Source organism: Dactylosporangium aurantiacum, from assembly GCF_000716715.1.
GTDB classification, from domain to species: Bacteria; Actinomycetota; Actinomycetes; order Mycobacteriales; family Micromonosporaceae; genus Dactylosporangium; species Dactylosporangium aurantiacum.
The window spans coordinates 210,718-233,236 of the sequence record NZ_JNYJ01000002.1; the positions used below are offsets into that span (position 1 = coordinate 210,718).

16 protein-coding genes are annotated in these 22,519 nt (G+C 72.7%); 6 read left to right on the forward strand and 10 right to left on the reverse strand.

Going from position 1 to position 22,519, the window contains the following annotated elements:
* The first annotated feature begins 26 nt into the window (after positions 1 to 26).
* Positions 27 to 479, forward strand: coding sequence for a hypothetical protein (locus OP18_RS03210; protein ID WP_052386156.1), 453 nt, complete (start codon positions 27 to 29; stop codon positions 477 to 479).
* 126 nt (positions 480 to 605) lie between these two features.
* On the opposite strand, the gene OP18_RS54745 is transcribed toward OP18_RS03210, so the two are convergent.
* The 3 genes from OP18_RS54745 to OP18_RS03230 form a co-directional block, all read right to left on the reverse strand.
* Positions 606 to 3,131, reverse strand: coding sequence for a cellulase family glycosylhydrolase (locus OP18_RS54745; protein WP_052386157.1), 2,526 nt, complete (start codon positions 3,129 to 3,131; stop codon positions 606 to 608).
* A gap of 110 nt (positions 3,132 to 3,241) precedes the next feature.
* Positions 3,242 to 4,630, reverse strand: a complete 1,389-nt coding sequence (locus OP18_RS03220; protein WP_156089260.1) for a hypothetical protein — start codon at positions 4,628 to 4,630, stop codon at positions 3,242 to 3,244.
* Between the two features lie 77 nt (positions 4,631 to 4,707).
* Positions 4,708 to 7,095 carry a hypothetical protein gene (locus OP18_RS03230; RefSeq protein ID WP_156089261.1) on the reverse strand — a complete coding sequence of 796 codons (2,388 nt, stop codon included), beginning with the start codon at positions 7,093 to 7,095 and terminating at the stop codon, positions 4,708 to 4,710.
* A gap of 228 nt (positions 7,096 to 7,323) precedes the next feature.
* Between OP18_RS03230 and OP18_RS03235 the strand changes: the two genes are divergently transcribed.
* Positions 7,324 to 8,127, forward strand: coding sequence for a poly-gamma-glutamate hydrolase family protein (locus tag OP18_RS03235; protein ID WP_033357145.1), 804 nt, complete (start codon positions 7,324 to 7,326; stop codon positions 8,125 to 8,127).
* A 17-nt stretch (positions 8,128 to 8,144) separates the two neighbouring features.
* Here the strand turns inward: OP18_RS03235 and OP18_RS03240 are convergent, their stop codons facing one another.
* The 4 genes from OP18_RS03240 to OP18_RS03255 all read right to left on the reverse strand — a co-directional run bounded on the left by OP18_RS03240 (position 8,145) and on the right by OP18_RS03255 (position 13,297).
* Positions 8,145 to 8,540 (reverse strand): VOC family protein, encoded by a 396-nt coding sequence (locus OP18_RS03240; RefSeq protein WP_052386158.1) that lies wholly within the window; start codon positions 8,538 to 8,540, stop codon positions 8,145 to 8,147.
* A 99-nt stretch (positions 8,541 to 8,639) separates the two neighbouring features.
* The gene (locus OP18_RS03245; RefSeq protein WP_033357146.1) at positions 8,640 to 9,125 is read right to left on the reverse strand and encodes a DUF1269 domain-containing protein; all 486 of its coding nucleotides are present in this window, start codon (positions 9,123 to 9,125) and stop codon (positions 8,640 to 8,642) included.
* Between the two features lie 194 nt (positions 9,126 to 9,319).
* A complete protein-coding gene (locus tag OP18_RS03250; RefSeq protein ID WP_052386159.1) occupies positions 9,320 to 11,152 on the reverse strand; it encodes an AMP-dependent synthetase/ligase in 1,833 nt (610 codons plus the stop codon).
* Between the two features lie 144 nt (positions 11,153 to 11,296).
* Positions 11,297 to 13,297, reverse strand: coding sequence for a beta-galactosidase (locus OP18_RS03255; protein WP_052386160.1), 2,001 nt, complete (start codon positions 13,295 to 13,297; stop codon positions 11,297 to 11,299).
* Between the two features lie 270 nt (positions 13,298 to 13,567).
* Here OP18_RS03255 and OP18_RS03260 point away from each other — a divergent pair, with 270 nt between their 5' ends.
* The 4 genes from OP18_RS03260 to OP18_RS03275 all read left to right on the forward strand — a co-directional run bounded on the left by OP18_RS03260 (position 13,568) and on the right by OP18_RS03275 (position 19,173).
* Entirely contained in the window at positions 13,568 to 14,857 is a 1,290-nt protein-coding gene (locus tag OP18_RS03260) for an ABC transporter substrate-binding protein (protein ID WP_033357147.1), read from the forward strand.
* Positions 14,858 to 14,903: 46 nt separating this feature from the next.
* Positions 14,904 to 15,851: a carbohydrate ABC transporter permease gene (locus OP18_RS03265; RefSeq protein WP_081970256.1), complete on the forward strand. Its 948-nt coding sequence runs from the start codon at positions 14,904 to 14,906 to the stop codon at positions 15,849 to 15,851.
* 203 nt (positions 15,852 to 16,054) lie between these two features.
* On the forward strand, positions 16,055 to 16,984 hold the full coding sequence (locus tag OP18_RS03270) for a carbohydrate ABC transporter permease (RefSeq protein ID WP_033357148.1): 930 nt from the start codon (positions 16,055 to 16,057) through the stop codon (positions 16,982 to 16,984).
* A gap of 47 nt (positions 16,985 to 17,031) precedes the next feature.
* Complete coding sequence (locus OP18_RS03275) at positions 17,032 to 19,173, forward strand: alpha-galactosidase (protein WP_033357149.1); 2,142 nt, start codon at positions 17,032 to 17,034, stop codon at positions 19,171 to 19,173.
* 355 nt (positions 19,174 to 19,528) lie between these two features.
* Here OP18_RS03275 and OP18_RS03280 read toward each other — a convergent pair whose 3' ends face one another.
* The 3 genes from OP18_RS03280 to OP18_RS03290 all read right to left on the reverse strand — a co-directional run bounded on the left by OP18_RS03280 (position 19,529) and on the right by OP18_RS03290 (position 22,434).
* Positions 19,529 to 20,104: a TetR/AcrR family transcriptional regulator gene (locus tag OP18_RS03280; RefSeq protein WP_033357150.1), complete on the reverse strand. Its 576-nt coding sequence runs from the start codon at positions 20,102 to 20,104 to the stop codon at positions 19,529 to 19,531.
* An 84-nt stretch (positions 20,105 to 20,188) separates the two neighbouring features.
* Complete coding sequence (locus tag OP18_RS03285) at positions 20,189 to 20,755, reverse strand: TetR/AcrR family transcriptional regulator (protein ID WP_033357151.1); 567 nt, start codon at positions 20,753 to 20,755, stop codon at positions 20,189 to 20,191.
* Positions 20,755 to 22,434 carry a purine-cytosine permease family protein gene (locus tag OP18_RS03290; protein WP_052386161.1) on the reverse strand — a complete coding sequence of 560 codons (1,680 nt, stop codon included), beginning with the start codon at positions 22,432 to 22,434 and terminating at the stop codon, positions 20,755 to 20,757. The genes OP18_RS03285 and OP18_RS03290 overlap by 1 nt, the downstream gene beginning before the upstream one ends.
* Positions 22,435 to 22,519: the final 85 nt, after the last annotated feature.

Below are 22,519 nucleotides of genomic sequence, written 5' to 3' on the forward strand. Positions count from 1 at the left end.
GGCACCGCGTTCGTTGGAGGTGCCGCATGCCCGCCGCTGTCCACGCCGTCTCTGGAGCCTCGTTTGAGGACCTGGCCGCGTTCCTGCGGCGGTGCCAGCCGGGCGGCCACCCCGTCGACCTGGTGCGCGAGTGCGTCTGCCGCTCGTGCGGCGGGCGGCGCTTCCAGCTGCGGGTGGCCACGATCACCTCCGCCGTGCGGCGCGTGTGCCTGGACTGCGGGCAGGAGGCGTTCATCGCCGACAGCATGGAATGGTGGGACGACGACGCCGAGGTCGGGTGCTGCGCCTGCCTCTGCGGGCACGAGGCGTTCGCCGCGGCCGTCGGGTTCTCGCTGCACGAGCCCGATCCGCCCGACAGCGCCCCGGACGTGCGGTGGGTGCTCGTCGGAGGGCGCTGCCTCGCCTGCGGGCTGCTCGGCGTGTACGAGGACTGGAAGGTCAGCTGGGGGCCGAGCGGCTACCTGCTCGACCAGGCCTGAACCGCGCCGGGCGCCGTTGACCGGACGGCGCGCGGCCGCTCGCCACGTCGCACGGCCGGGCGGTGCTGTCGGCGGCCGGCTCGTCGGCCTCGACCTCGGCAAGGGCGCCGTGCGGTGGGAGCCGGGTCAGCTCGCCGTCACGGTGTAGGCGCCGCTCGCGCAGCCGGTGATGCGCCAGCCGCCCGGCACCTGCTCGGCCGACGCGTCGCTGACGCCCGTGGTCCGCAGGCGCGGCGCCGTCCCACCCGGGAACCAGATGTCGACCTGGCAGTTCGCCGGGCCGGGCGGGGCGGTCGCGGTGACGCGCAGGTCGGTGCCGTGCGGCCCGGCCGTCAGTGACTCCAGCCGGCCCGGCAGGGCGCGGGGGTAGGCCCGCGACAGCGGCTCGGCGAAGGGCACCGGCGGCGGGATCGACGCGCCCGTACGGCAGTCGACCGCGACGAGGTTGCCCGACGTGGCCGCGTCGGCGCCGGTCTCCGGGGAGCCGCAGCCTTGCCGCCAGACCCAGAACGCACCGCCGGCGCCGAGCCGGTCCTGGACCGCGGCGAAGCGCCACAGTTTGCCACCGTCCACGGCGGGCTCGCCGAACCAGCCCCATTCCCCGGCCCACAGCGCGGCGCTGTACGCGGCGGCGGCGCGGGCCGACACGGTGAGGTTGCGTTCGATCGACGCGAGCGTCAGGCCCAGGCTCTGGTCCATGCTGATGGACTCGCTGTACGGGTGCGGGGCGAACACCAGCTGCCGGTCCGCGGTGAACCCGGGCGGCGGGGCCACGTCGAAGCCGAGGCCGGACCACAGGACGCTCGGCTGGAAGAAGGCGAGGTGCGCGAACCCGCCGGCGGCGCGCTCGGCCGCGCGGATCGCGGTGATCGCGGCGTCGTAGAACCGGCCCAGCAGCAGCCCCGAGCTGACCGGCGGGGCGGTGTCGATGCCGGGCTCGTTGAGCAGGTCGTACCCGGCGACGGCGGGCTCGCCGGCGAAGGCGCGGGCGACGAACGCCCACGTGCGGACCAGCTCGGTCTGGATGCCGTCGCGGTCGGTGTACAGGTTGCCGAACGCCGTCGCCACCGCGGGCGCGAGGTCGCGGGCCAGGAACTGGCAGTGTGCCGTGCCGTCGGTGACCGTCGCCCAGGCCGGTGCGCCGTCCCAGCCGGTCGTCGGCGTGGTGCCGCCGCCGCACCGCTGCGCCGGCCGGGCCAGGGCGTTGCCCCACGCGTCCTGGTGCATGTCCAGCACGGTGTAGATGCCGTGCGCCTTGGCACCGGCGACCGCCGCCTGGATCTCCCGCAGGTACGACTCGTCGAACCTGCCCCGCGCCGGCTCCAGCCGCGACCACGACATGCCGAGCCGCACCACGGTGAAGCCCATCGCCGCCATCTGCGCGAAGTCGTCGTCGGTCAGCGGTTGTGTCGCCGGTACGGCCGGATCCCGCAGGTGGTAGTCGATCAGCTGGTTCACGTTGACGCCCCGCAGGATCACCTGCCGGCCGGTGACGTCGGCGATCGTGGCCGGCTCGCCGCGGCCGGGCGCCGGGCGCACCACCAGCCGCGGCATGCCGCCGGTGCCCGCGACCGCGGCGACGGCCGGCGGCCCGGGCCGGGCCGTCACGCCGAGCACCGGCGCCAGCGCGAGGAGCAGCGCCCCGGCCGCCACGAGGGCCCCGAGCCGCACCCGCGTGCCCGGACGGGGCAGCGGCAGGGCCCACCACCGCGGCGCGAGCCGGTCCAGGACCACGACCACGACCGCCGCGGTGAGACCGACGGCCGCGCCGTAGCTGATCCCGGTCGCGACGGCGACCACCGCGGTGGCGACCCACCACGTGTCGGGCCCCGCACCCGGCGGGTCGCCGGCCAACGGGGCGACCGCCGCGTCGATGACGCCGAGGCCGGCGCCGGCGACCACGCAGGCCAGCCACCCGACCACCCCACCGGCACCGGGCAGCCGGCGGGCCAGGACCCGGACCACGGCCGCGACGCCGGCCAGGAACACGGCCATGCCGAGCAGGAAGCCGGGCACACCGGCGGCGGCGGTCGGGGCGACGAGGAACCCCGCGAACGCGTATCCGACCGGGCCGCCGCGCCACCAGTGCGCCGCCGGTCCGGCCGCGGCGAGCGCGGCCACCGCGAACACCACGACGACCGGCCGGCCGTCCACGGGTCCGTCCTCGGCGCGGGCCGCCGGGCCGGCGCGGACGGCGAGCGCGGCACCCGCCCCGACCAGGACGCCGACGGCGAGGTACTTCAACGCCGCGAAGCCGCTCGTGCTCACCGCGTACCGCAGCGCCAGACCGGCGGGCAGGTGCGCCCCCATCATCGGCACCGCCGCCACGACACCACTCGCGGCGCTCGCCCAGGCGCCCGCGCCGACCGTCGCGACCCAGGCGGCGGCGAACACCCACCGGGGCGGCAGCCGACCGGCGACGAGCAGGACCGGGACCGCCGCACCGGCCAGCAGGACCGGCAGCCCGACCAGCAGGGGCGACCAGCGGTAGGCGCCGCCGGTGCCGGCGAGGGGCAGCCCCCGGCCACCGACCGGTGCGAGCAGACCCGACGGGTCGGTCACGGCGCCGGCCGCGACGACGGCGAGGAGCACGGCGACAACGGCCACGGCGGCGCGGCCCTGCGGCGCCGCCCAGATCCGCCGGGGGGTCATGAGGGCGAGACGGTCGTCATAGTGAACGCGATTCTGGCTCGCGTTCGGTGGTTTGTCAGCCCCCGCGGTGGCCGCTCAGCGCCGCGCCGAGCGGCCACCGCGGTCCGGGATCACTGCGGGTAGTCGCCCGGGTCGACCGCGTCGGTGTCGGCGTTGCCGCCGACGCTGGCCTTGAGGGTGATCTCCCACGTGGTGTACTGCCGGCTGGTGGTCTTGAACTCGAGGAGGTCGGTGAACTTCTCGAACTCGCAGGAGCGGGTGAACCCGGCGGCGGCCGCGTCCCAGTCCACGCCGGTGGTCATGTACACCTGGTAGTTGCCGTCCCGGACCCGCTTGACCTTGTACGTCTTGCCGGCCGACACGTAGACCGTCCAGGCCGCGACCTTGGTGCCGTTCGGCACGAGGCTCACGACCACGTCGGTGTCACTGCCGCTGTTGTTGATCGTGAACTCGCCCGACCCGTTGAGGGTCCCCTTCTTCACCATGGTCCCGTTGGCGAGGGTGCGGGTCTGCTGGGCGACCGGTGCCGGCAGCCACGCGCCGAACGTGAACGCGGACCCGAAGGCCTTGACCGCCTCCCGGAGGTAGGTCGCCGACTGCAGGCCGGTCACCTGGGCGACCGCCGCGGAACCCGCGCAGATCTCGCCGTTCTTGACGGTCCCGGTCAGCGCGATGAAGTCGTTGCGGAACGCGTCGAACGCCCGCTTGAGCTGCTCGTGCCCGGCGGCCGCCTCCTTCGGCGGGGTGAGCGACGCGAACCGGGGCCCGCTGGCCTTGGCCGCGTCGACCAGCGCCTGCACGGCCTCGGTCGTCGCCGCCTGGTTCTTCGCCCCGGCCACCTTCTGCCACGCCGGCCCCATCAGCCCGTCGACCTCGGTCAGCAGCGTCTGGTACGCGGTGGCGGTCACCGGCTCCGGCGCCTTGCTCGGCGTCGGGCTCGCCGACGCGCCGCCGGCCGCGGACGTCGGCTTCTTGTCCGAGCCACCGCCGCCGACGACGGCGGCGACCGCTCCCGCGCCGCACACCAGCAGCAGCACGGCGGCGACGACCCCGATGATCAGCTTGTTCCTCGACCCCGTGGACGGCACCCGGTCACCGCTCGGCCACCCCGCGCCCGGCCCGCCGACGACCGGCCCGGTGGGCGGCCCGCTCCAGCCGGGCGCCCCGCCGGGCGGCAGCCCCGACCCGTCCGGCGCCCCGTACGCGGGCATCCCGGAGGTGGGCGGCCCGAAGGCGGGCATGCCGGAGGTGGGCGGCCCGTACGCGGGCATCCCGGAGGTGGGGGGCCCGTACGCGGGCATCCCGGACGTGGGGGGCCCGTACGCGGGCATCCCGGACGTGGGAGGCCCGTACGCGGGCATGCCGGAGGTGGGCGGACCGAACGCGGGCGCGCCGGGGGGCGGCGTACCGGGGGCCGGCACGCCGGAGGCAGGGGCGTCGGGCGTGCTCCAGGAGGGGAGGTCCGGGTTCGGCCCGGCAGGGGAGGGCGGCGTTGTCACGCGAGCACCGTACCGGTCCAGCTGCATGTGCATGTGCCCGTGACCGGCCTGTGATCTGCGGCTCGCCGCCCCTCCGGTCAGGTGATCTCGTAGATGGCCACGTGGCCGGCGCGGTACCGCAGGGTGGTGAACTTGCCGAGGTCGGGCGAGACGTGGACCTCGTCCGGGTACGGCGGCTCCTCGGTCCAGTACCAGTTGGACACGTCCTCGACCCACAGCCAGCGCACGCCGTACTGGTCGCGCAGGCGGCCGACGGTCTGCGGGGACGGGTCGGTGAAGGCGGCGTCGTTGTCGATGATGGTCTGCGGGTGCCAGTACATCGTGTACTGCTGGATCACGCCCTGGGACTGTTCCTGGCTGTGCGCCTCGGCCGTGTAGGCCCACGACTCGACCAGGACGCGGCGTTCGCTGTACGCGGCGATGCCGAAGTGGCGGCGGTCGCAGCCGTCGGCGGGGCTGAGGTACACGCAGTGGGCGTTGGTGGCGATCAGGTCGTCGGCGGTGGAGCGGGCGCGCAGCCAGCGGCCGGCCTCGACGGTGCCCTCGGTGACGATCGGCCACAGGTCCGCGCGGTCCTTCCAGCCGTAGTCGCGGCCGTCGGGGTACAGGGCGGAGATCTGGCTGATCGCGGTCGGCAGGGAGAAGCCGAGCATCAGGGCGACGGCGAGCGCCGCCGGCCGGATGGTGCCGAGGCGGGCCCGGTAGCGCCAGGCGACGACGGCGGTGGCGACGGCGAGCAGCGCCAGGATCGCGTACGGGTACGTGATCTTCGTGGTGAGCTTGAGCGTGCGGTAGGTGGCGCTGAACATGGGGACCTTGTCGCCGTCGAGCGCCCGGATCGTCCAGATGACGGCCATGCCGGCCAGGAGGCTCAGCAGCAGCGGCCGGGCGCGGCGCCAGGTCAGGGCCGGCGCGAGCAGCAGCAGCCCCCAGACGGCGAGGGTCGCCAGGTAGGGCCGCGCGCCCATGAGGAAGAAGCCTTCGGCCGACCCGCCGGAGTGCGCGAACAGCAGCAGCGCCGACATGCCGACGATGCCGAGCCCCGCCATGACGAGCACGTCGGCGTCGAGCACGTGGCGGCGCAGGCCGACGGCGCCGGCCCACATGCAGACCCAGCACAGCGCGGTGAGGCCGAGCAGGATCGCCAGCCGGTACAGCTTGGGGTCGCTGATGTAGTTGGTGGTGTCGCCGACCGGGTTGTGGCGCATGCCGCCGAGCGCGACGATGTCCAGCCCCTGGCTCTCCCCGCCGAACAGCACGAACTGCGCGAACAGCATCCAGGCCGCGACGACGCCGAGCGCGGCGAGCGCGACCCGGTTGAGCCGCCGCCGGAACAGCAGCTGCGCGCAGACGACCAGCAGCAGCCCGCACAGCAGGGTCGGCAGGAACGTCGCCTTCGCGCCCATGATCGCGGCCGGCAGCAGCGCGAACAGCACCCACCGCCGCCGGTCGCCGCCGTGGTCGCGCAGCAGGTCGAGCAGCAGCAGCATCAGCGGCACGAACAGCATGCTGCCGAACGTCTGGCTCGGGCTGGACCACAGGAACAGCTTGAGGTTCGAGCCGTCGTCCATCGTGTTGAACGCGTAGCTGGTGTAGAAGCCGTCCAGCGGCCAGCCGTACGGGTCCGGCGACAGGATCAGGAACGCGGCCAGGGCGGTGAGTGCGCCGCCGAGCCAGGACCCGGTCGCGCGGCGGCCGAACGCGGCGACGAGCACCACGTACGCCATGATCATCGGCAGCAGCGACAGCCGGCTGATGAGGGTCCACGGCTCGATCCCGGTCACCCAGCTGGTCGAGGCGAAGTCGGCGTAGATGAACCAGTGGTAGTAGACGCCTTCGCTGGTGACCCACGGCGTCACGAGGTCCATGTGGTGCTTGAACTCGCCGGTGAGCGCCAGGTGGAACGGCAGGTCGATGTCGGTGCGGCCGTAGCTGGGCCAGCTCTGGCCCAGGTACCGGTAGTACTTGGACGCCCAGGCCAGCATGATGAGCGCCACCACGGCCAGGGTCCACGACCAGGCCAGCGGCACCCGCCCGGCCGCGCCGTCGCCGCGCCAGTACCGGCGCAGCCCGGGCACGGCGGCGAACGCGGCGATGATGAGCACCGGCACCGCCTGCGCCGCGAGGGGCATCCCGGCGGCGCGGGCGGGGATGTAGGCGAGCACCTCGATGCCGTAGCCGATGGCGGTGCCGGCGGCCAGGTCCTCCGGCAGCGTGCGGGAGCCGCGGTGCACCAGCCGCCACAGCAGCATGCCCGGCACGGTCACGGCGAGCGCCACGTACGCTGCGAACACCCCCGTCGTGGCCGGCGGCACGTCGTAGCACCACAGCAGCGCGACCGCGCAGACCGCGACGAGCGCAGCGGGCCACCATCCCGATCGCCACACAGCGGTCCGGGACGCGCCGGACGGCCGTCCGTCGGGCGGGGTGTCGGCCTGCTGCTCGGCGTGCTGCGCCAATGTCATCGTGATAAGTCACCTTCAAAGTGGCGAATCGCTGCCGGGTGAGTATAGGCACCTCACCCGGTGATCACCCGTCGGTGCGACACGGACCCACCCTGTGTTCACACAGGCTCGGCGACCGGTCCGGCCGCGCGGAATCGGCCCGGTGACATCGCCGTGAACAGTGGCGCGAGGGCGGGTCGTGCGGGCGGCTACGCTGTCGGTCCACGCACCTGCACGGGGAGGCATGACGTGACCACCATCAGTCGCCGCACGGTGCTGGGCGCCATCGGTGCGGTGGCCGCCGCACCCGCGGCTTCCGTCGCGCTTGTACCGACTGCCGCTTACGCCGCCGACGACTACGCCTCGAACACGGCGCTCTACGCGGATCCCGCGCTCGCCGAGGGGGTGGACTACGCCCGCCGGTACCGCCGGCACGAGGCGGTGGACGGCAGCGACGCGGCCTCCTCCCCGTTCCCGGACACGGTCGTGCTCGCCCTGCACGGTGGCGGCATCGAACCGGGCACCTCGGAGCTGTGCCTGGCGGTCGCCGGCTACCACCCGGGCACCGGCGCGGTCGAGCCGGCCGGCGGGCCGACCTACGACCACTGGATGTTCGAGGGCATCCGCGCGTCGAACAACAGCCCGCTGCACGTCACGGCCACCCATTGCGACGACCCGGTCGCCCGTGCCCTGACCGCCGGCGCCCGGCGGGCCGTCTCCCTGCACGGCTGCACCCCCGCCCAGGCCGGGCTCGCCGACGGCACGGCCGCGGTCGTGGTCGGCGGGCTGGACCTCGCGTTGAAGGGCCGGCTGCTGGCGTGCTTCGCCGCCGCCGGCATCCAGGCCCACGACGCGGCGGGCATCCCGGCGCTCAACGGCGACGACCCGGCGAACATCGTCAACCGCACGCTCACCGGCGGCGGCGCGCAGCTGGAGCTCACCACCCCGCTGCGCACCGCGATGTTCACCACCAACACCCGGGCGCAGCGCAAGAACACCACCACCGCGACCTTCTGGCAGTTCGTGACCGCCGTACGGGCGGCGCTGCAGTAGCGGACCCGCCCCGCCCGTCAGGCGGCCGTCTCCGGTTCAAGGAACTCCAACCGGTTGCCGAGCGGGTCGACGGCGTAGCAGCGGCGGTGGCCCGGGAAGTTGTCGTCCCACTCGACCTCGACCCCCGCGGCGGTCAGGCGCCGCGCGAGGGCGTCGATGCCGGTGACCAGCACCCCCGGGTGCGCCTTGCGGGCCGCGACGAACTCCTGCTCGACGCCGAAGTGCAGCTCCACGCCGCCACCGCGGAACCAGCAGCCGCCACGGGCGGCGAGCACCGGTGGCTTCTCCAGCTCCACCATTGCGAGGATGCCGCCGTAGAAGGCCCGGATCCGATCCTCGGCGCCCGGCGGGATCGCCAGCTGGACGTGGTGCAGGCCGTTGAACGAGTGCTGCGGCGCTTCGTCCGTGCTCACGGGCTTCCCTCCACGACGACTGCCGGCAATCTATCCGGCGGTCGTCGCGTCGCGCACGCCGTGGGTGGCGGCCCACGGTGCGTGCCGGTCCGCGCCGGCTCAGCGGGCGCCGGCCAGCTCCTCGGCCAGTTCCTTCTCGTCGCTGTCGGACAGCGAGGTCTTCAGGACGACGCCGTTGAACGGCCGCATGGCGTCGGCGAACCGGTCCTCGGTGATCTTCGAGGCCATGATCACCACCGCGGAGTGGCCGGGCGTGAGCAGGTGCTCCACGCGGTCGCGGAACTCGGCGTTGATACCCGACTTGTTCAGCTTGCCCATCAGCGCGCCGATCGCGCCGCCGAGCAGCGCCATGCCCGGGACGAAGAACAGCAGGCCGATCAGCAGGCCGAAGAGCGCGCCGCCGGCCGCGGACGCACCGACGGTCCGCTGCGGCGTGTCGACGTGCGTCTTGCCGTCGGCGTCGACGTGGACGACGGCGAGTCCGCGCAGCTCGACGATGAAATCCTGCTGCAGGCGCTGCACCTGCTCGTACGCCCGCCGGGCGTTGTCCGGGTCGTCATACCCGATCACGATCAGATCCGACATGTGCTCGTGTCTCCGTCCGCTGTCCGAGGCTGTCAAGGGCTTCGCGAGCCGGTACCCACGTCTGCCCGACTTACGACTCGAGCCCGGCGTCCGTGGCCGGGGCGCCTCGGACAGGGCGCGGGACCTGGCTGGGCGGGACGGGCGGCCGGACGGTTCGGCATCCGCCAGGGTGCTCCTTCGCCGACGCGGTCGGCTCAGCGGCCGCCGTAGAGGGCGTCGATGTCGGCCGCGTACCGCTCGGCGACGACGTTGCGTTTGACCTTGAGGGTGGGGGTGAGCTCGCCGTCGGCCTCGGTGAGCTCGCGGGGCAGGATCCGGAAGGTCTTGACCTGTTCCGCCTTCGACACCGCCCGGTTGGCCTGCTTGAGCGCGGGCTGGATCTCGCTGCGCAGCTCGGGGCTGTGCCGCAGCTCGGCGAGTGACGCCCCGGGCCGGCCGTGGGCCGAGCGCCACCGGGTCCACGCCTGCGGGTCGATGGTGACCAGCGCGGCCACGTAGGGGCGGCCGTCGCCGACCAGCACGCACTGGCTGACCAGCGGGTGCGTCCGGATCGCCTCTTCGAGCGGGGCCGGGGTGAGGTTCTTGCCCGCCGCGGTCACGATGACCTCCTTGCGGCGGCCGGTGATCCGCAGGAAGCCGGCCCGGTCGAGGCTGCCGAGGTCGCCGGTACGCAGCCAGCCGTCGGCGGTGAACGTGGCGCGGGTGGCGTCCGGGTTGTTCCAGTAGCCCGGGAAGACCACGTCGCCGCGGGCCTGGATCTCGCCGTCGTCGGCGATGCGGAGCTCCACCCCCGGCAGGGGGCGGCCGACGGTGCCGATGCGCTGCGCCGCCGGCGTGTTCACGGTCAGCGCCGGTGAGGTCTCGGTCAGCCCGTAGCCCTCCAGGACGGTGACGCCGGCGCCGCGGAAGAAGTGCCCCAGGTGCGTGCCCAGCGGCGCCCCGCCGACGATCGCCGTCCGGCACCGCCCGCCGAGCGCCGCCCGGAGCCTGCGGTACGCCACCAGGTCGCACACGGTGTGAGCCAGCCGCAGCAGCGCGCCTGGGCCGCGAGCGGTGTCCAGCGCGCGGCTGTAGCGCACGGCGACCCGCTCGGCGACGGTGAACAGCCAGCCGCGGCGGGCCTCGGCGGCCTGTTGCCGGGCCTGTGCGTGCAGCTTCTCGAACACCCGGGGCACGGCGAGGACGAACGTCGGCCGGTGCCTGTCCAACTGCTCCTGCACGCCGGCGATGTCGGCGGTGTGGACCATCGTCGCCCGCGCCTGCACCATCCCCACCTGGATCAGGCGGGCGAACGCGTGCGCGAGGGGCAGGAACAGCACGGTCGACGCCCCGGGGTGCAGCAGCTGCGGCAGGACGGCGAGCGCGCCGGCCGCGTCGCAGTAGAGGTTGTGGTGGGTCAGCGTGCAGCCCTTCGGCCGGCCGGTCGTGCCGCTGGTGTACACGATCGTCGCCAGGTCGGCGTCGCTCACCCGCTCGCGGCGCGCGTCGAGCTGGGCCTCGTCGAGGGTGCGGCCCCGGCCGGCCAGGGCGATCAGGTCCCCGGCGTCGATCTGCCAGGTCGTGCGCAGGGCCGGCAGGCGGTGCTGGAGGCCGGCGACGGTGGCGGCCTGGTCGCCGGTCTCCACGACGCAGCCCACGGCCTCGGAGTCGCCCAGGATCCACTCGATCTGTTCCCGGCTGGAGGTGTCGTAGACCGGGACGGTCACCGCGCCGATCGTCCACAGCGCGTAGTCCACGAGGGTCCACTCGTACCTCGTGCGGCTGATCAACGCGACCCGGTCGCCGTGCTCGACACCGGCGGCGACGAACCCGCGGGCGACGGCGAGCACGTCGTCACGGAAGGTCGCGCAGCTCACCGGCAGCGCCCCGCCCCGGGGAGCGGGCGGCGCCGGCCAGGAGCGGGGATCCGGGTCGGGGCGCACGAACTGCACCGCGTCCGGGTCCTCCCGGGCGTTGTCCCACACGGCCTGCGCGAGTGCGGGCGCGCGCTCGCGGTTGACCACCGGCTCGACCGCCACGTACTGCACGCCGCACCCCCACGCTGTCACCACACGGCCGGGATTCCCCCGGCACCGCCATGATGCCGCCGGCGGCGGCGCCGAACGCCGGCGTTGCCCGGGAATGCTCACCGTGGGTGAGACCGCGCCGCGCCCGCGGCGGGCGGGCCGGTCCTACCGCGCGCCGTCCCGGCCGGGGTCCGTGGTGGCCAGGACCACCACACCGCCGCCCGGCACCCGCACGGCGTCGTGGTGGGCGCCGGTCAGCAGGTCGGTGCCGGCGAGGTCGAGGCCGACCTCCTCGCCGGAGTGGTTGAGCAGGAACAGGTAGGCGGCGCCGTCGGGGGCGCTGCGGCGCACCACTTCCAGGCCGGGTGGCGGGTCCGGCACCGGGGCGGTCACACCGGCCTCGGCGCACACCGTGGCCAGCAGCCGCTCCAGGTCCGGGTCGGCGAGGCGGGTCCCCACGTACCAGGCCCGCCCGTTGCGGGTCAGCGCGGGCGCCCCGGCCAGCGGCCCGTCGGCGTACCGGGCCAGGATCTCGGCGCCGGTCGTGCGGCCGCGTTCGGTCCACACCGTGCCGCGGGTCCCGTCGTCCAGCGCGACCGACTCGCCGGCCAGCAGCGGGAAGTACTCCTCGATCCGGACGCCGAGCAGGTCGCCGAACGCGCCGGGGTAGCCGCCGAGCCGCACCTGGTCGTGCTCGTCCACGATGCCGCTGTACGGGCCGACCAGCACGGTGCCGCCGCTCTGCGCGTAGGCGGCCAGGTTGGCGGCGTCCGCGTCGCTGATCAGGTAGAGGCTCGGGACGAAGACGGCCCGGTACCGGTCCAGCGGCGCGCCCGGGTGGGCGAGGTCGGCGGTGATCCCGCGCCGCAGCAGCGCGGCGTGCCAGCGCCTGATCTCGGCCTCGGGCACCATGTCGTCGCTGGGCTGGGCCGGGTGCGTCTCGGCCCAGAAGCTCTGGTAGTCGTGCAGCAGGGCGACCGGGGCGTCGACGCTCGAGCCCAGCACCGGGGCGAGCGCGGCCAGGTGGCCGCCGAGGGCGACCACGTCGCGCCACACGGCCGAGTCGGTGCCGGCGTGCGGCAGCATCGCCGAGTGCCACTTCTCCGCGCCGGCCCGCGACGCGCGCCACTGGAAGTACATCGCGCCCTGGCTGCCCCGGGCCACGTGGGAGAGGCTGTTGCGCACCATCTCGCCGGGGCGCTTGGCGGCGTTGCGGGGCTGCCAGTTGACCGCGCTGGTGGAGTGCTCCATCAGCAGCCACTCCCCGCCCGCGAGGGAGCGGGTCAGGTCGGCGGCGTAGGCCAGGCCGAGGTGGTTGTCCGGCTCGGCGGCGGTCAGGTAGTGGTCGGTGGAGACGACGTCCGTCTGCGGCGCCCAGCGCCAGTAGTCCAGGCGGTCGAACATGCCGGCCATGAAGTTGGTCGTCACCGGGATCCGCGGGGTCAGCCGGTGCAGGATGTCGCGCTCGGCGGTGAACAGGGCCAGCAGCGCGTCGGAGGAGAACCGGCGGAAGTCCAGCTCCTGGGTGGGGTTGCCGAAGGTGGGGGTGGCCCGCGGCGGCTGCACCTGCGCCCAGTCGCTGTAGCGCTGCGACCAGAAGGCGGTGCCCCAGGCGGCGTTGAGCGCGTCGAGGTCCTTGTCGTAGCGGTCGGTCAGCCAGTCGCGGAAGGCCGCGGCGCTGGTGTCGCAGTAGCAGTGCGTCACATGGCAGCCGTACTCGTTGTTGACGTGCCACATGGCGAGGGCGGGGTGCTCGCGGTAGCGCTCGGCGAGCCGCTCCACCAGGCTCAGCGCGGCGGCGCGGTACCACGGCGAGCTCGGGCAGTACGCCTGCCGGCTGCCGAAGGAGAGCCGGCGGCCGTCCTGGTCGACCGGCAGCACCTCCGGGTGCGCCTGCGACAGCCACGGCGGCGGTGACGCGGTGGCGGTGGCGAGGTCGACCGCGATGCCGTGGTCACCGAGGAGGTCCAGCACCTCGTCCAGCCAGCCGAACTCGTAGCGCCCCTGGGACGGCTCCAGCCAGGCCCAGCTGAAGACCCCGACCGTCGCCATCGTGACGCCGGCGTCGCGCATCAGCGCCACGTCCTCCCGCCACACGTCGGTCGGCCACTGCTCAGGGTTGTAGTCGGCGCCGAAGCAGAGGCGTCCGGTCCGCGGCGGATACATGGCGTCCAGGGTGCAGCGTTGATCGATCGCAAGTCAACAGAAGGCGACAGGCCGGACCTCGGCCACGCCGCCCGGCGGGCGGCGGGCGCCCGTAGGTCACATCAACGAAACATGATTGTGCGGTCTATTGACAGCATTAGACCTGCGGCGTTGGATTGTGTCGCGTCGTGATCGTTTGCGTTGAATCGCATATCGATCACGATCTGTCGCAGCAGCTCACACCCCACACCCACACCGCACACCCCACTCACCCGCACTGCAGGAGGACGTATGGCCCACTTCTTGTCGAGGCGCACCGTGCTGCGGGGCTCCCTGCTCGGCGCCGGCGCACTGGCTGTCCCCGCGGCACTGGCCGGCTGTGGAGACAGCGACTCGAAGAGCGCGGACGGCACCAACAAGTCCGTCACCTTCGGCTCGAACTACTCCGACGAGGTCCCCAAGAAGGCGTTCGCGGACACGCTGGCCAAGTTCGACTCCGAAAAAGGGTTCACGACAAAAGTCAACACAGTCGACCACAACTCCTTCCAGGAGAACATCACCCGGTACCTGCAGGGCAATCCGGACGACGCCTACAACTGGTTCGCCGGCTTCCGCATGCGGTACTTCGCGGCGCAGGGCCTGGCGCAGCCGATCGACGACGTGTGGGAGTCCATCGGCGCCAACTACAGCGACGCGTTCAAGAAGGCATCCACCGGTGACGACGGCAAGATGTACTTCGTGCCGTTCTACAACTACCCGTGGGCGCTGTTCTACCGCAAGAGCGTCTGGCAGGCCAAGGGCTACCAGGTCCCCAAGACGATCGACGAGCTGCGGACGCTGGGCGCCAAGATGAAGTCCGACGGGCTCACCCCGATCGGGTTCGCCGACAAGGACGGCTGGCCCGCCATGGGCACGTTCGACCAGCTCAACATGCGGCTCAACGGCTACGACTTCCACATCAACCTGATGGCGCACAAGGAGTCGTGGACCAGCCCGAAGGTCAAGGCGGTGTTCGACCTGTGGAAGGGCCTGCTGCCGCTGCACCAGGAGGGCGCCAACGGGCGCACCTGGCAGGAGGCCGCGCAGGACCTCGGCGCCAAGAAGTCGGGCATGTACCTGCTGGGCAGCTTCGTCGCCCAGCAGTTCAAGGGCGCGGACCTCGACGACCTGGACTTCTTCGGTTTCCCCGAGGTCGACTCCACCATCGGCACCGGGGCGGTGGAGGCCCCGATCGACGGCTTCATGATCTCCAAGAAGGCGAAGAACGCCGCGGGCGCGAAGGAGGTGCTCAAGTACCTCGGCACCGCCGAGGCGCAGAACACCTACCTCAAGAGCGACCCGAGCGACGTCGGCGCCAACTCGAAGACCGACAGCAGCGGGTACAACGCCCTGCAGAAGAAGGCCGCGACGTTCATCGGGGAGGCCAAGCAGATCTCGCAGTTCCTCGACCGCGACGCCAACCCGACCTTCGCCTCGACCGTCATGATCCCGGCGCTGCAGAAGTTCATCGGCGACCCCAACGACATCGACGGGCTGCTCAAGAGCATCGAGTCGCAGGCCAAGAGCATCTACACCGGCTGATCCACCACCGCCGGAACCTCCTGCCGGCCGATGACAAGGCGGTCCTGTGACGTCTTCACCCCTCACGGCCGAAGCGCCGGCCCCGCGGACCAGCAAGGTCCGCGGGCGCCGGCGCCGCCGTCTGAGCAAACTCACCCGCTGGGACGTCGCCGTGCTCTCGGTGCTCCTGGCCATCCCGGCCCTGCTGAGCCTCGCGCTGATCTGGGCCACCACGGCCGCGTCCATCGGCCTGTCGTTCACCAGCTACAACGGCGTGACCGACGTCGAATGGATCGGCACGCGCAACTACACGCAGATCGTCACGATCTACGAGCCGTTCTGGGGCGCGGTCCGCAACAACCTGCTGTGGCTGGCGGTCCTGGGCGTGATCGCGACGCCGCTGGGCCTGTTCTTCGCGTTCCTGCTGGACAAGCAGATCCGGTTCACCCGGTTCTACCAGAGCGTCTTCTACATGCCGGTGGTGCTGTCCCTGGCGGTGGTGGGCTTCATCGCGCAACTGGTCTACTCGCGTGACCACGGCGCGCTCAACGTGCTGCTGGGCAACGCCGAGCACCCGACCGACTGGCTCGGCGACCCGAAGATCAACATCTGGGCGGTGCTGGTGGCGGCCGTCTGGCGGCACACCGGCTACGTGATGATCCTGTACCTGGCGGGGCTCAAGGCCGTCGACCCGGCGCTGAAGGAGGCGGCCGCGCTCGACGGGGCCAACGAGCGGCAGCTGTTCTTCCGGGTGGTCTTCCCGACCCTGCGCCCGATCAACATCATCGTCCTGGTCATCACCGTCATCGAGGCGCTGCGCGCCTTCGACATCGTCTACGCGATCAACTCCGGCCGTAACGGTCTGGAGCTGCTGTCGGTGCTGGTGACCCAGAACATCGTGGGCGAGGCCAGCCGGATCGGCTTCGGCTCGGCGATCGCCGTCATCCTGCTGACCACGTCGATCGGCTTCGTGGTCGTCTACCTTTCGCAGATCATCCGGGAGGAACGGCAATGAGCCAGCGAGTCCTGGGCGGGGCGGCATGAGCGGCCCGCAGCGCAGCGGAGGGCTGCGAATCGGCAATTCAGGGTGGAGCTCAGGCCGGCGCCGGAGCGTAGCGGAGGTGGCGGCATGAGCGGCCCGCAGCGCAGCGGAGGGCTGCGAATCGGCAACTCAGGGTGGAGCTCAGGCCGGCGCCGGAGCGTAGCGGAGGGGGTGGCATGAGCAGCGTCACGGCCGCCGCCCGCGCCGCCACACCGCCCGCCGCCGAGCCGGCCGCGCGGCGCAACCGGCGGCCACTGCGCCCGGCGCGGATCGTTCTCTACGTCTTCCTGACCGTGGTCGCGCTGGGCTGGCTGGCCCCGCTGCTGCTGGCGCTGTACGCGTCGCTGCGTCCGTACCAGGAGACCGCCCAGTACGGCTACTTCTCCTGGCCGCACAAGCTGTCGCTGGACTACTACCAGCAGGCGTGGAGCGGCGCGGAGATGCCGCGCTACTTCCGCAACACGTTCTTCATCGCGGTCCCGGCCGTGCTGCTGACGTTGTTCTTCGCCTCGTTCGTGGCGTTCGCGCTGGCCCGGTTCAAGATCCCCGGGCGCAAGACGATGCTGGTCGCGTTCACCGCCGGCAACCTGCTGCCGCCGCAGGTCATGGTGACGCCGCTCTACACCGCGTACACCAAGATCCCGCTGCCGGAGTGGATGTCCAGCTCGTTGACGCTGTACGACTCGTACCTGGGTCTGATCGCGATCCATGTGGCGTTCCAGACCGGGTTCTGCGTGTTCGTGCTGTACAACTACACGCAGACCATCCCGGTGGAGCTGACCGAGGCGGCCGTGGTCGACGGTGCCGGTGTGTGGCGGCAGTACTGGCAGATCACCATGCCGCTGCTGCGCCCGGCCCTCGGCGCGCTGGCGACCCTCGAGTTCACCTGGATCTACAACGACTTCCTGTGGGCGCTGGTGCTGATGAGCAGCGGCGACAAGCTGCCGGTCACCAGCGCGCTCAACAATCTGCGCGGTCAGTTCTTCACCGACTACAACCTCCTGGCGGCGGGCTCCGTCCTGGTGGCGCTGCCCACGCTGATCGTCTTCTTCGCCCTGCAGAAGCAGTTCATCTCCGGACTGACGCTGGGTGCCAACAAGGGATGACGCCGGTCCGGTCCGGCCCGACACGACACGACGTCGAAGGAGCGCACGTGCCCCTGACCCCCATTCGGACGCCGGTGCTGATCGGTGCCGGCGCGCAGGACGGCACCGTGGCCGTCCTGGTGCCGGACCCGACCGGGCTACCCAGGCTGGTCTGGACCGGCCCGGCCCGGCCAGGGCTGGACCCGGCGCAGGTCGCCGCGGTCCGCGGGGGCGGCCCCCGGCCGGACGACGACGGGGGTGACCGCACCGGCGCGGCGCTGCTGCCGGAGGCGTCCCGGCTCTGGCTGGGGCGGCCCGGCCTCGCCGGGTACCGTCACGGCGGCGAGCCGGCGGCGACCGGCCGGGACTGGGCGACGGCGTTCGTGACCACCGACCTGACCGGCGACGAGCGCGCGGTCCGGATCGAGGCGGTCGACGAGCGGGCCGGGCTGCACCTGCTGACCGAGATCGAGGCGTGCCCCGGCGGCGTGCTGCAGACCCGGCACACGCTGACCAACACCGCCCCCGGCGACTACGTGGTGGACCACCTGGAGGTGGTGTACCCGGTGGCCGACCGGGTCGCCGAGGTGCTCGACCTCACCGGGCGCTGGGCCCGCGAGCGCAGCCCGCAGCGCCACCCGATCGCCGACGGGCTCTGGCTGCGCGAGGGGCGGGCCGGCCGGCCGCACTTCGACAGCCCCACGGTGCTGGTCGCGGGGACCGCCGGGTTCGGCTTCGGGCACGGGCTGGTCCACGGGCTGCACGTGGCGTGGAGCGGCAACAGCCGCTACGCCCTGGAGCGGCTGCCCTCGGGCCTGTCGCTGCTGCGCGGCGGCGAGCTGCTGCTGCCCGGCGAGCTGGTGCTCGCGCCGGGGGAGCGGTACACCACCCCGAAGGTGCTGCTGGCCGTGTCGGCCGACGGGCTCGACGGGCTGGCCGCGCAGTGGCACGAGCACGTGCGGGCCCTGCCCGCCCACCCGGGCACCCCACGCCCTGTCGTGTACAACGTGTGGGAGGCGACCTACTTCGATCACGATCTCGACCGGCTCACCACGCTCGCGGACCTCGCCGCCGAGGTGGGCGTGGAGCGGTTCGTGCTCGACGACGGCTGGTTCGGCGGGCGCCGCGACGACACCAGCGGGCTGGGCGACTGGTATGTCTCCCCGGACGTCTGGCCCGACGGGCTCGGCCCGCTGGTCGAGCGGGTCGCCGCCCGGGGCATGCAGTTCGGGCTGTGGTTCGAGCCGGAGATGGTCAACCCCGACTCCGAGCTGTACCGGGCCCACCCGGACTGGGTCCTGTCCATCGGCGACCGGCCGCCCCGCCGCTCGCGTCACCAGCTCGTGCTCGACCTGGGCCGCGAGGACGTCCGCGACCACCTGTTCGCGCGGATCGACGCGGTGCTGCGTGAATACCCGATCCGGTTCGTGAAGTGGGACCACAACCGGCCGCTCACCGACGCCGGCTCGACACCGCGCGCCGACGCGCCCGGCGTGCACGCCGCCACCCTGGGGTTCTACGCGCTGCTGGACCGGCTCCGCGCCGCCCACCCGGACGTGGAATGGGAGAGCTGCGCCTCCGGCGGTGGCCGCATCGACCTCGGCGTGATCGAGCGGGTCGAGCGGTGCTGGACCTCCGACATGACCGACGCGCTGTCCCGGCAGCTCATCCAGCGCTGGACCGGCCAGCTGGTCCCGCCGGAGTACCTGGGCAGCCACGTCAGCGCCCCGGTCAACCACCAGACCGGCCGGCGGCTGTCGCTGGACTTCCGGGCCGCCACGGCGTTCTTCGGCAGCATGGGCATCGAGTGGGACCTCACCGCGGCCGGCCCGCAGGACCTGGCCCGGCTCGCCGAGTGGATCGCCGAGCACCGGCGCCTGCGCGGCCTGCTGCACAGCGGCCGCACCTTCCGCGGCGACACCACCCAGCCCGCCGTGTACACGCACGGCGTCGTCGCTCGCGACGCCCGCGCGGCCGTGGTCGCGTACGTGCAGCTCGACGACCAGGTCCACGAGCCCGAGCCGCTCCGCGTCCCCGGCCTGCCGGCCGACCAGGACTACGTCGCCCACCAGCTGCTGCCGCCCCCCGGCGCACCCCCGTGGCGCGGCGAGGGCGCCCGCTGCTCCGGCGCGCTCCTGGCCGACGTCGGCCTCCCCGCCCCGGCGCGCGGCCCGGAGACCATCATGCTCGTCCACCTCACCGCGGTCTGAACCGGGCGAACGAGCGGACCAGCGGCGGGCTGCGCCGCTCGCTGGACCGGTCGCCGACGGCCTGGCGCACGTCGGGGCGGGCGGTGTCGCCGACCGGGGTGAGCCTGTCGATCGCGCGAGTCGCTGTGGCCGGGTCGGCCCGCCAGGCGGACCGCGGCCGTCCCGGTGGCGGGCGTTCACCGAGACGGTGACCAGGACGGCAGCGCCTGGTCGAGCGGGGCCGCTGCGACGGTGCCGGTGCGCGGCACCGACTGCGGGCATTGACGTTCGGTTGCCGAACTGCCGTGCCGTGGATCGCGCTACGTCGACCAGCCCGGCGTTGGATGCGGCGTCGTCCACCCGGCCGGGCCGGCGGCTACGGGACGACGCGGTCGCGGATGCTGTCGAGCACGGCCTCGGCTGCCCATGCGGCCGCGTCGGCGATGTCACGCCGGTCCATGCCGAACTCGCGGCGGAACGTCACCCAGGTCGCGGCGGAGTCGAGGTGGGACAGCGCCACGATGACCGCGCTGCGCTGCGCCGCGTCGAGGGACGGGACCTCGGCGTCCAGCAGCCGCTCGAGGTGCGCCCGGCCGAGCGCCGGCGCCGTGCCGCTGACGCCGCGCATCGCCGTCTCGGCGACGACGTGCGCGAGCTCCGGTCGCGCGTCGTACCGCTGCATCGCGTCGCGGATCGCGAGGGGGATGTCGAAGATCGAGTGGGACTCCTCGCGGACGAACACCGTCGCCTCGATCCACGCCGCGGTCGCCAGCAGCAGGTCGACCCGCGTCGGGTAGTTCCGGAACACCGTGCGCTCGGCGATGCCGGCCCGGCGGGCGACGAGCCGGTAGGACACGTCGTCGCTGCCGACCTCCTCGATCAGCTCCGCGTAGGCGGCGAGGATCGCCGCTTGGGTGCCGCTCAGCGCCGGGACGGCCGTCGACCTGCTCACGGCGTCACCTCCGCTGCGCTCCGGCGCCGCCGCGAGCGCAACACTGAGCCCATGGTTCGCGGCCCGAGCCGCTGCGCTGGCCGCTCACGGCTGCGCCCACGTCGCGTCGGGCAGCCTCGCGAGCATCGCGTCCACGGCGCGGTCGAACGCGTCGCAGATCTCGCCGGCGTCCAGGTCGAAGCCCGTGCGCAGGCGCGCCCAGAACATCGCCGAGGAGAAGTACCGCAGGGACGCCGCGATCCGCCGCCGGTCCCGCCGGTTGAGCGTCGAGGCCGAGACGTCGAGCATCGCCTCGATCGCACGGGTGATGTAGGCGGGCTCGGCGTCGAGCGTCAGCGAGATCGTGGACGCCCGGGCGCCGACGAACGCGTACGCGGGCGACGCGTCGAAGGCGCGGAAGCGCTCGTGCACGGCAGCGCGGAAATCGGCCACGGTCACGAACGGCGGCAGCGGGAAATGGGTCTGGTCGATCCAGTTCGACAGTGCGGCGAGCAGGTGCGCGCGCGTGGGGTACTGGCGGTAGACCGTGCGCTCCGAGATGCCGACCTGGTCGGCGAGGGCGCGGTAGGAGATGTCGTCGAACGTGTGCTCCCGCAGCAGCACCGCCGCGCTCGCCAGAATCGCGGTCGCGGTGTCGACCGGCTCCTCCATCACGTTCCCCTGCCTCGGTGGGTCGCCCAGTGCGGGGGGCCGGTGACTTCCGGCGGAAGCACGTAGCGGTCGGAATCGTCGAGCGTGAGCGCCAGTGACGAGACGTACTGCACCTGGCCGTACGCCCCTCGCTGGGCCGAGGCCAGCATATCCGGTCGCTCGAACATATATCCGGTGACGTGGCAGCGTAGCCGCTCGCCGGAGGGGTTGCCGTGCTCGTCGAACAGGGGGGAGTCGATGCCGTCGGAGCGGCGGCGCAGGTAGTAGCGCCCTCGCGTGGCGAGGGCCATGACCGGCGTGGCGACGAACGCGACGCCGATCGCGATGAGCACCGAGAACGGCTTGACGGCGGGGCCGAGCAGCCCGGCGAACGCGAGCAGCGACAGCACCGAGGCGAGCCCCACCGACACCAGCCCCACCGGGTTCCAGTCGTGCAGCATGCCGCGGCGGAACTCGGGGAAGCGCGGCGAGATGCGCAGCACCCACTTGTTGATCGCGATGTCGGTGGCGATCGTCACGAGCCACGCCATGACGACGTTCGCGTACAGGCTCAGGACGAAGGAGATGAGGGTGAAGACGTCCAGCATCATCAGCGCGTACGCGATCACCAGGTTGAGCAGCACGAAGATCGTGCGACCGGGGTAGTGCTTCGCCACCCGGGTGAAGACGTTCGACCAGGCGAGCGAGCCGGAGTACGCGTTCGTCACGTTGATCTTCACCTGCGCGACCACGATGAGCACGAGGGCGAGGGCGATCGCGAGCCAGTCGGGGAACAGGGTCTGGTACATGCCGACGAACTGCTTGACCGGTTCGGTCGCGGAGTGCCCGAGGGTGGGATCGACGTTGACGAGGACGTAGACGGCGAGAAACACCCCGATCATCTGTTTGGTGCTGCTGAAGATCACCCAGCCCGGGCCGGACAACGCGAACGACGTCCACCACGAGCGGGCGTTCGAGGGCGTGCGCGGCGGCATGGCGCGGATGTAGTCGATCTGCTCCGCGAGCTGCGGGGTGAGGGCGAAGCACACGGCCGCGCTCGAGACGACGGCGCCGAAGCTGACGGAGCCGTCGGAGTTGCCGTTGAACGACGTGAAGGCGCGCACCGACTCGGGGTCGGACACGACGATCCACAGCAGCGGCAGCAGGGCGAGGGCGAGCCACAGGGGCGTGGTCCAGAAATGCAGGCGCTCCAGCGCACGCATGCCGTAGATGACGATCGGGATCACCACCACGGTCGAGATGAGATAGCCGAGCCACAGCGGCGTCCCCGTCGCCACCTGCAGCCCCTGCGCCATGATGGCGCCCTCCAAGGCGAAGAAGATGCAGGTGAAGCCGGCGAAGACGACGGTGGTGATGATCGAGCCGTAGTAGCCGAATCCCGAGCCGCGGGCGATGAGGTCGAGGTCGAGGTTGTAGCGGGCGGCGTAGTAGGCGACGGGCACGCCCACGATGACGATGACGACCGACGCGAACAGGATGCCGAGCATGGCATTGGTCGTGCCGTGGTCGATGCCGATGGTCGCGCCGATCGAGAAATCGGCGAGGAACGCGATGGACCCGAGGGCTGTCGCGCCGACGGTGGCCGCGCTCCAGCGCCGGAAGGTGCGCGGCACATATCGGAAGGCGTAGTCCTCGAGGCTGTCCTCCGCGGCCGCGCGCGCGTTGCCTGTCCTGCTCACTGTGGCATCCCCTCACGCGACGGGCGTGGGGCATCTTCCGGGTGCGTTGTTACGAAGGTGTTGCAGGCCCGGAAACCGGCAATGT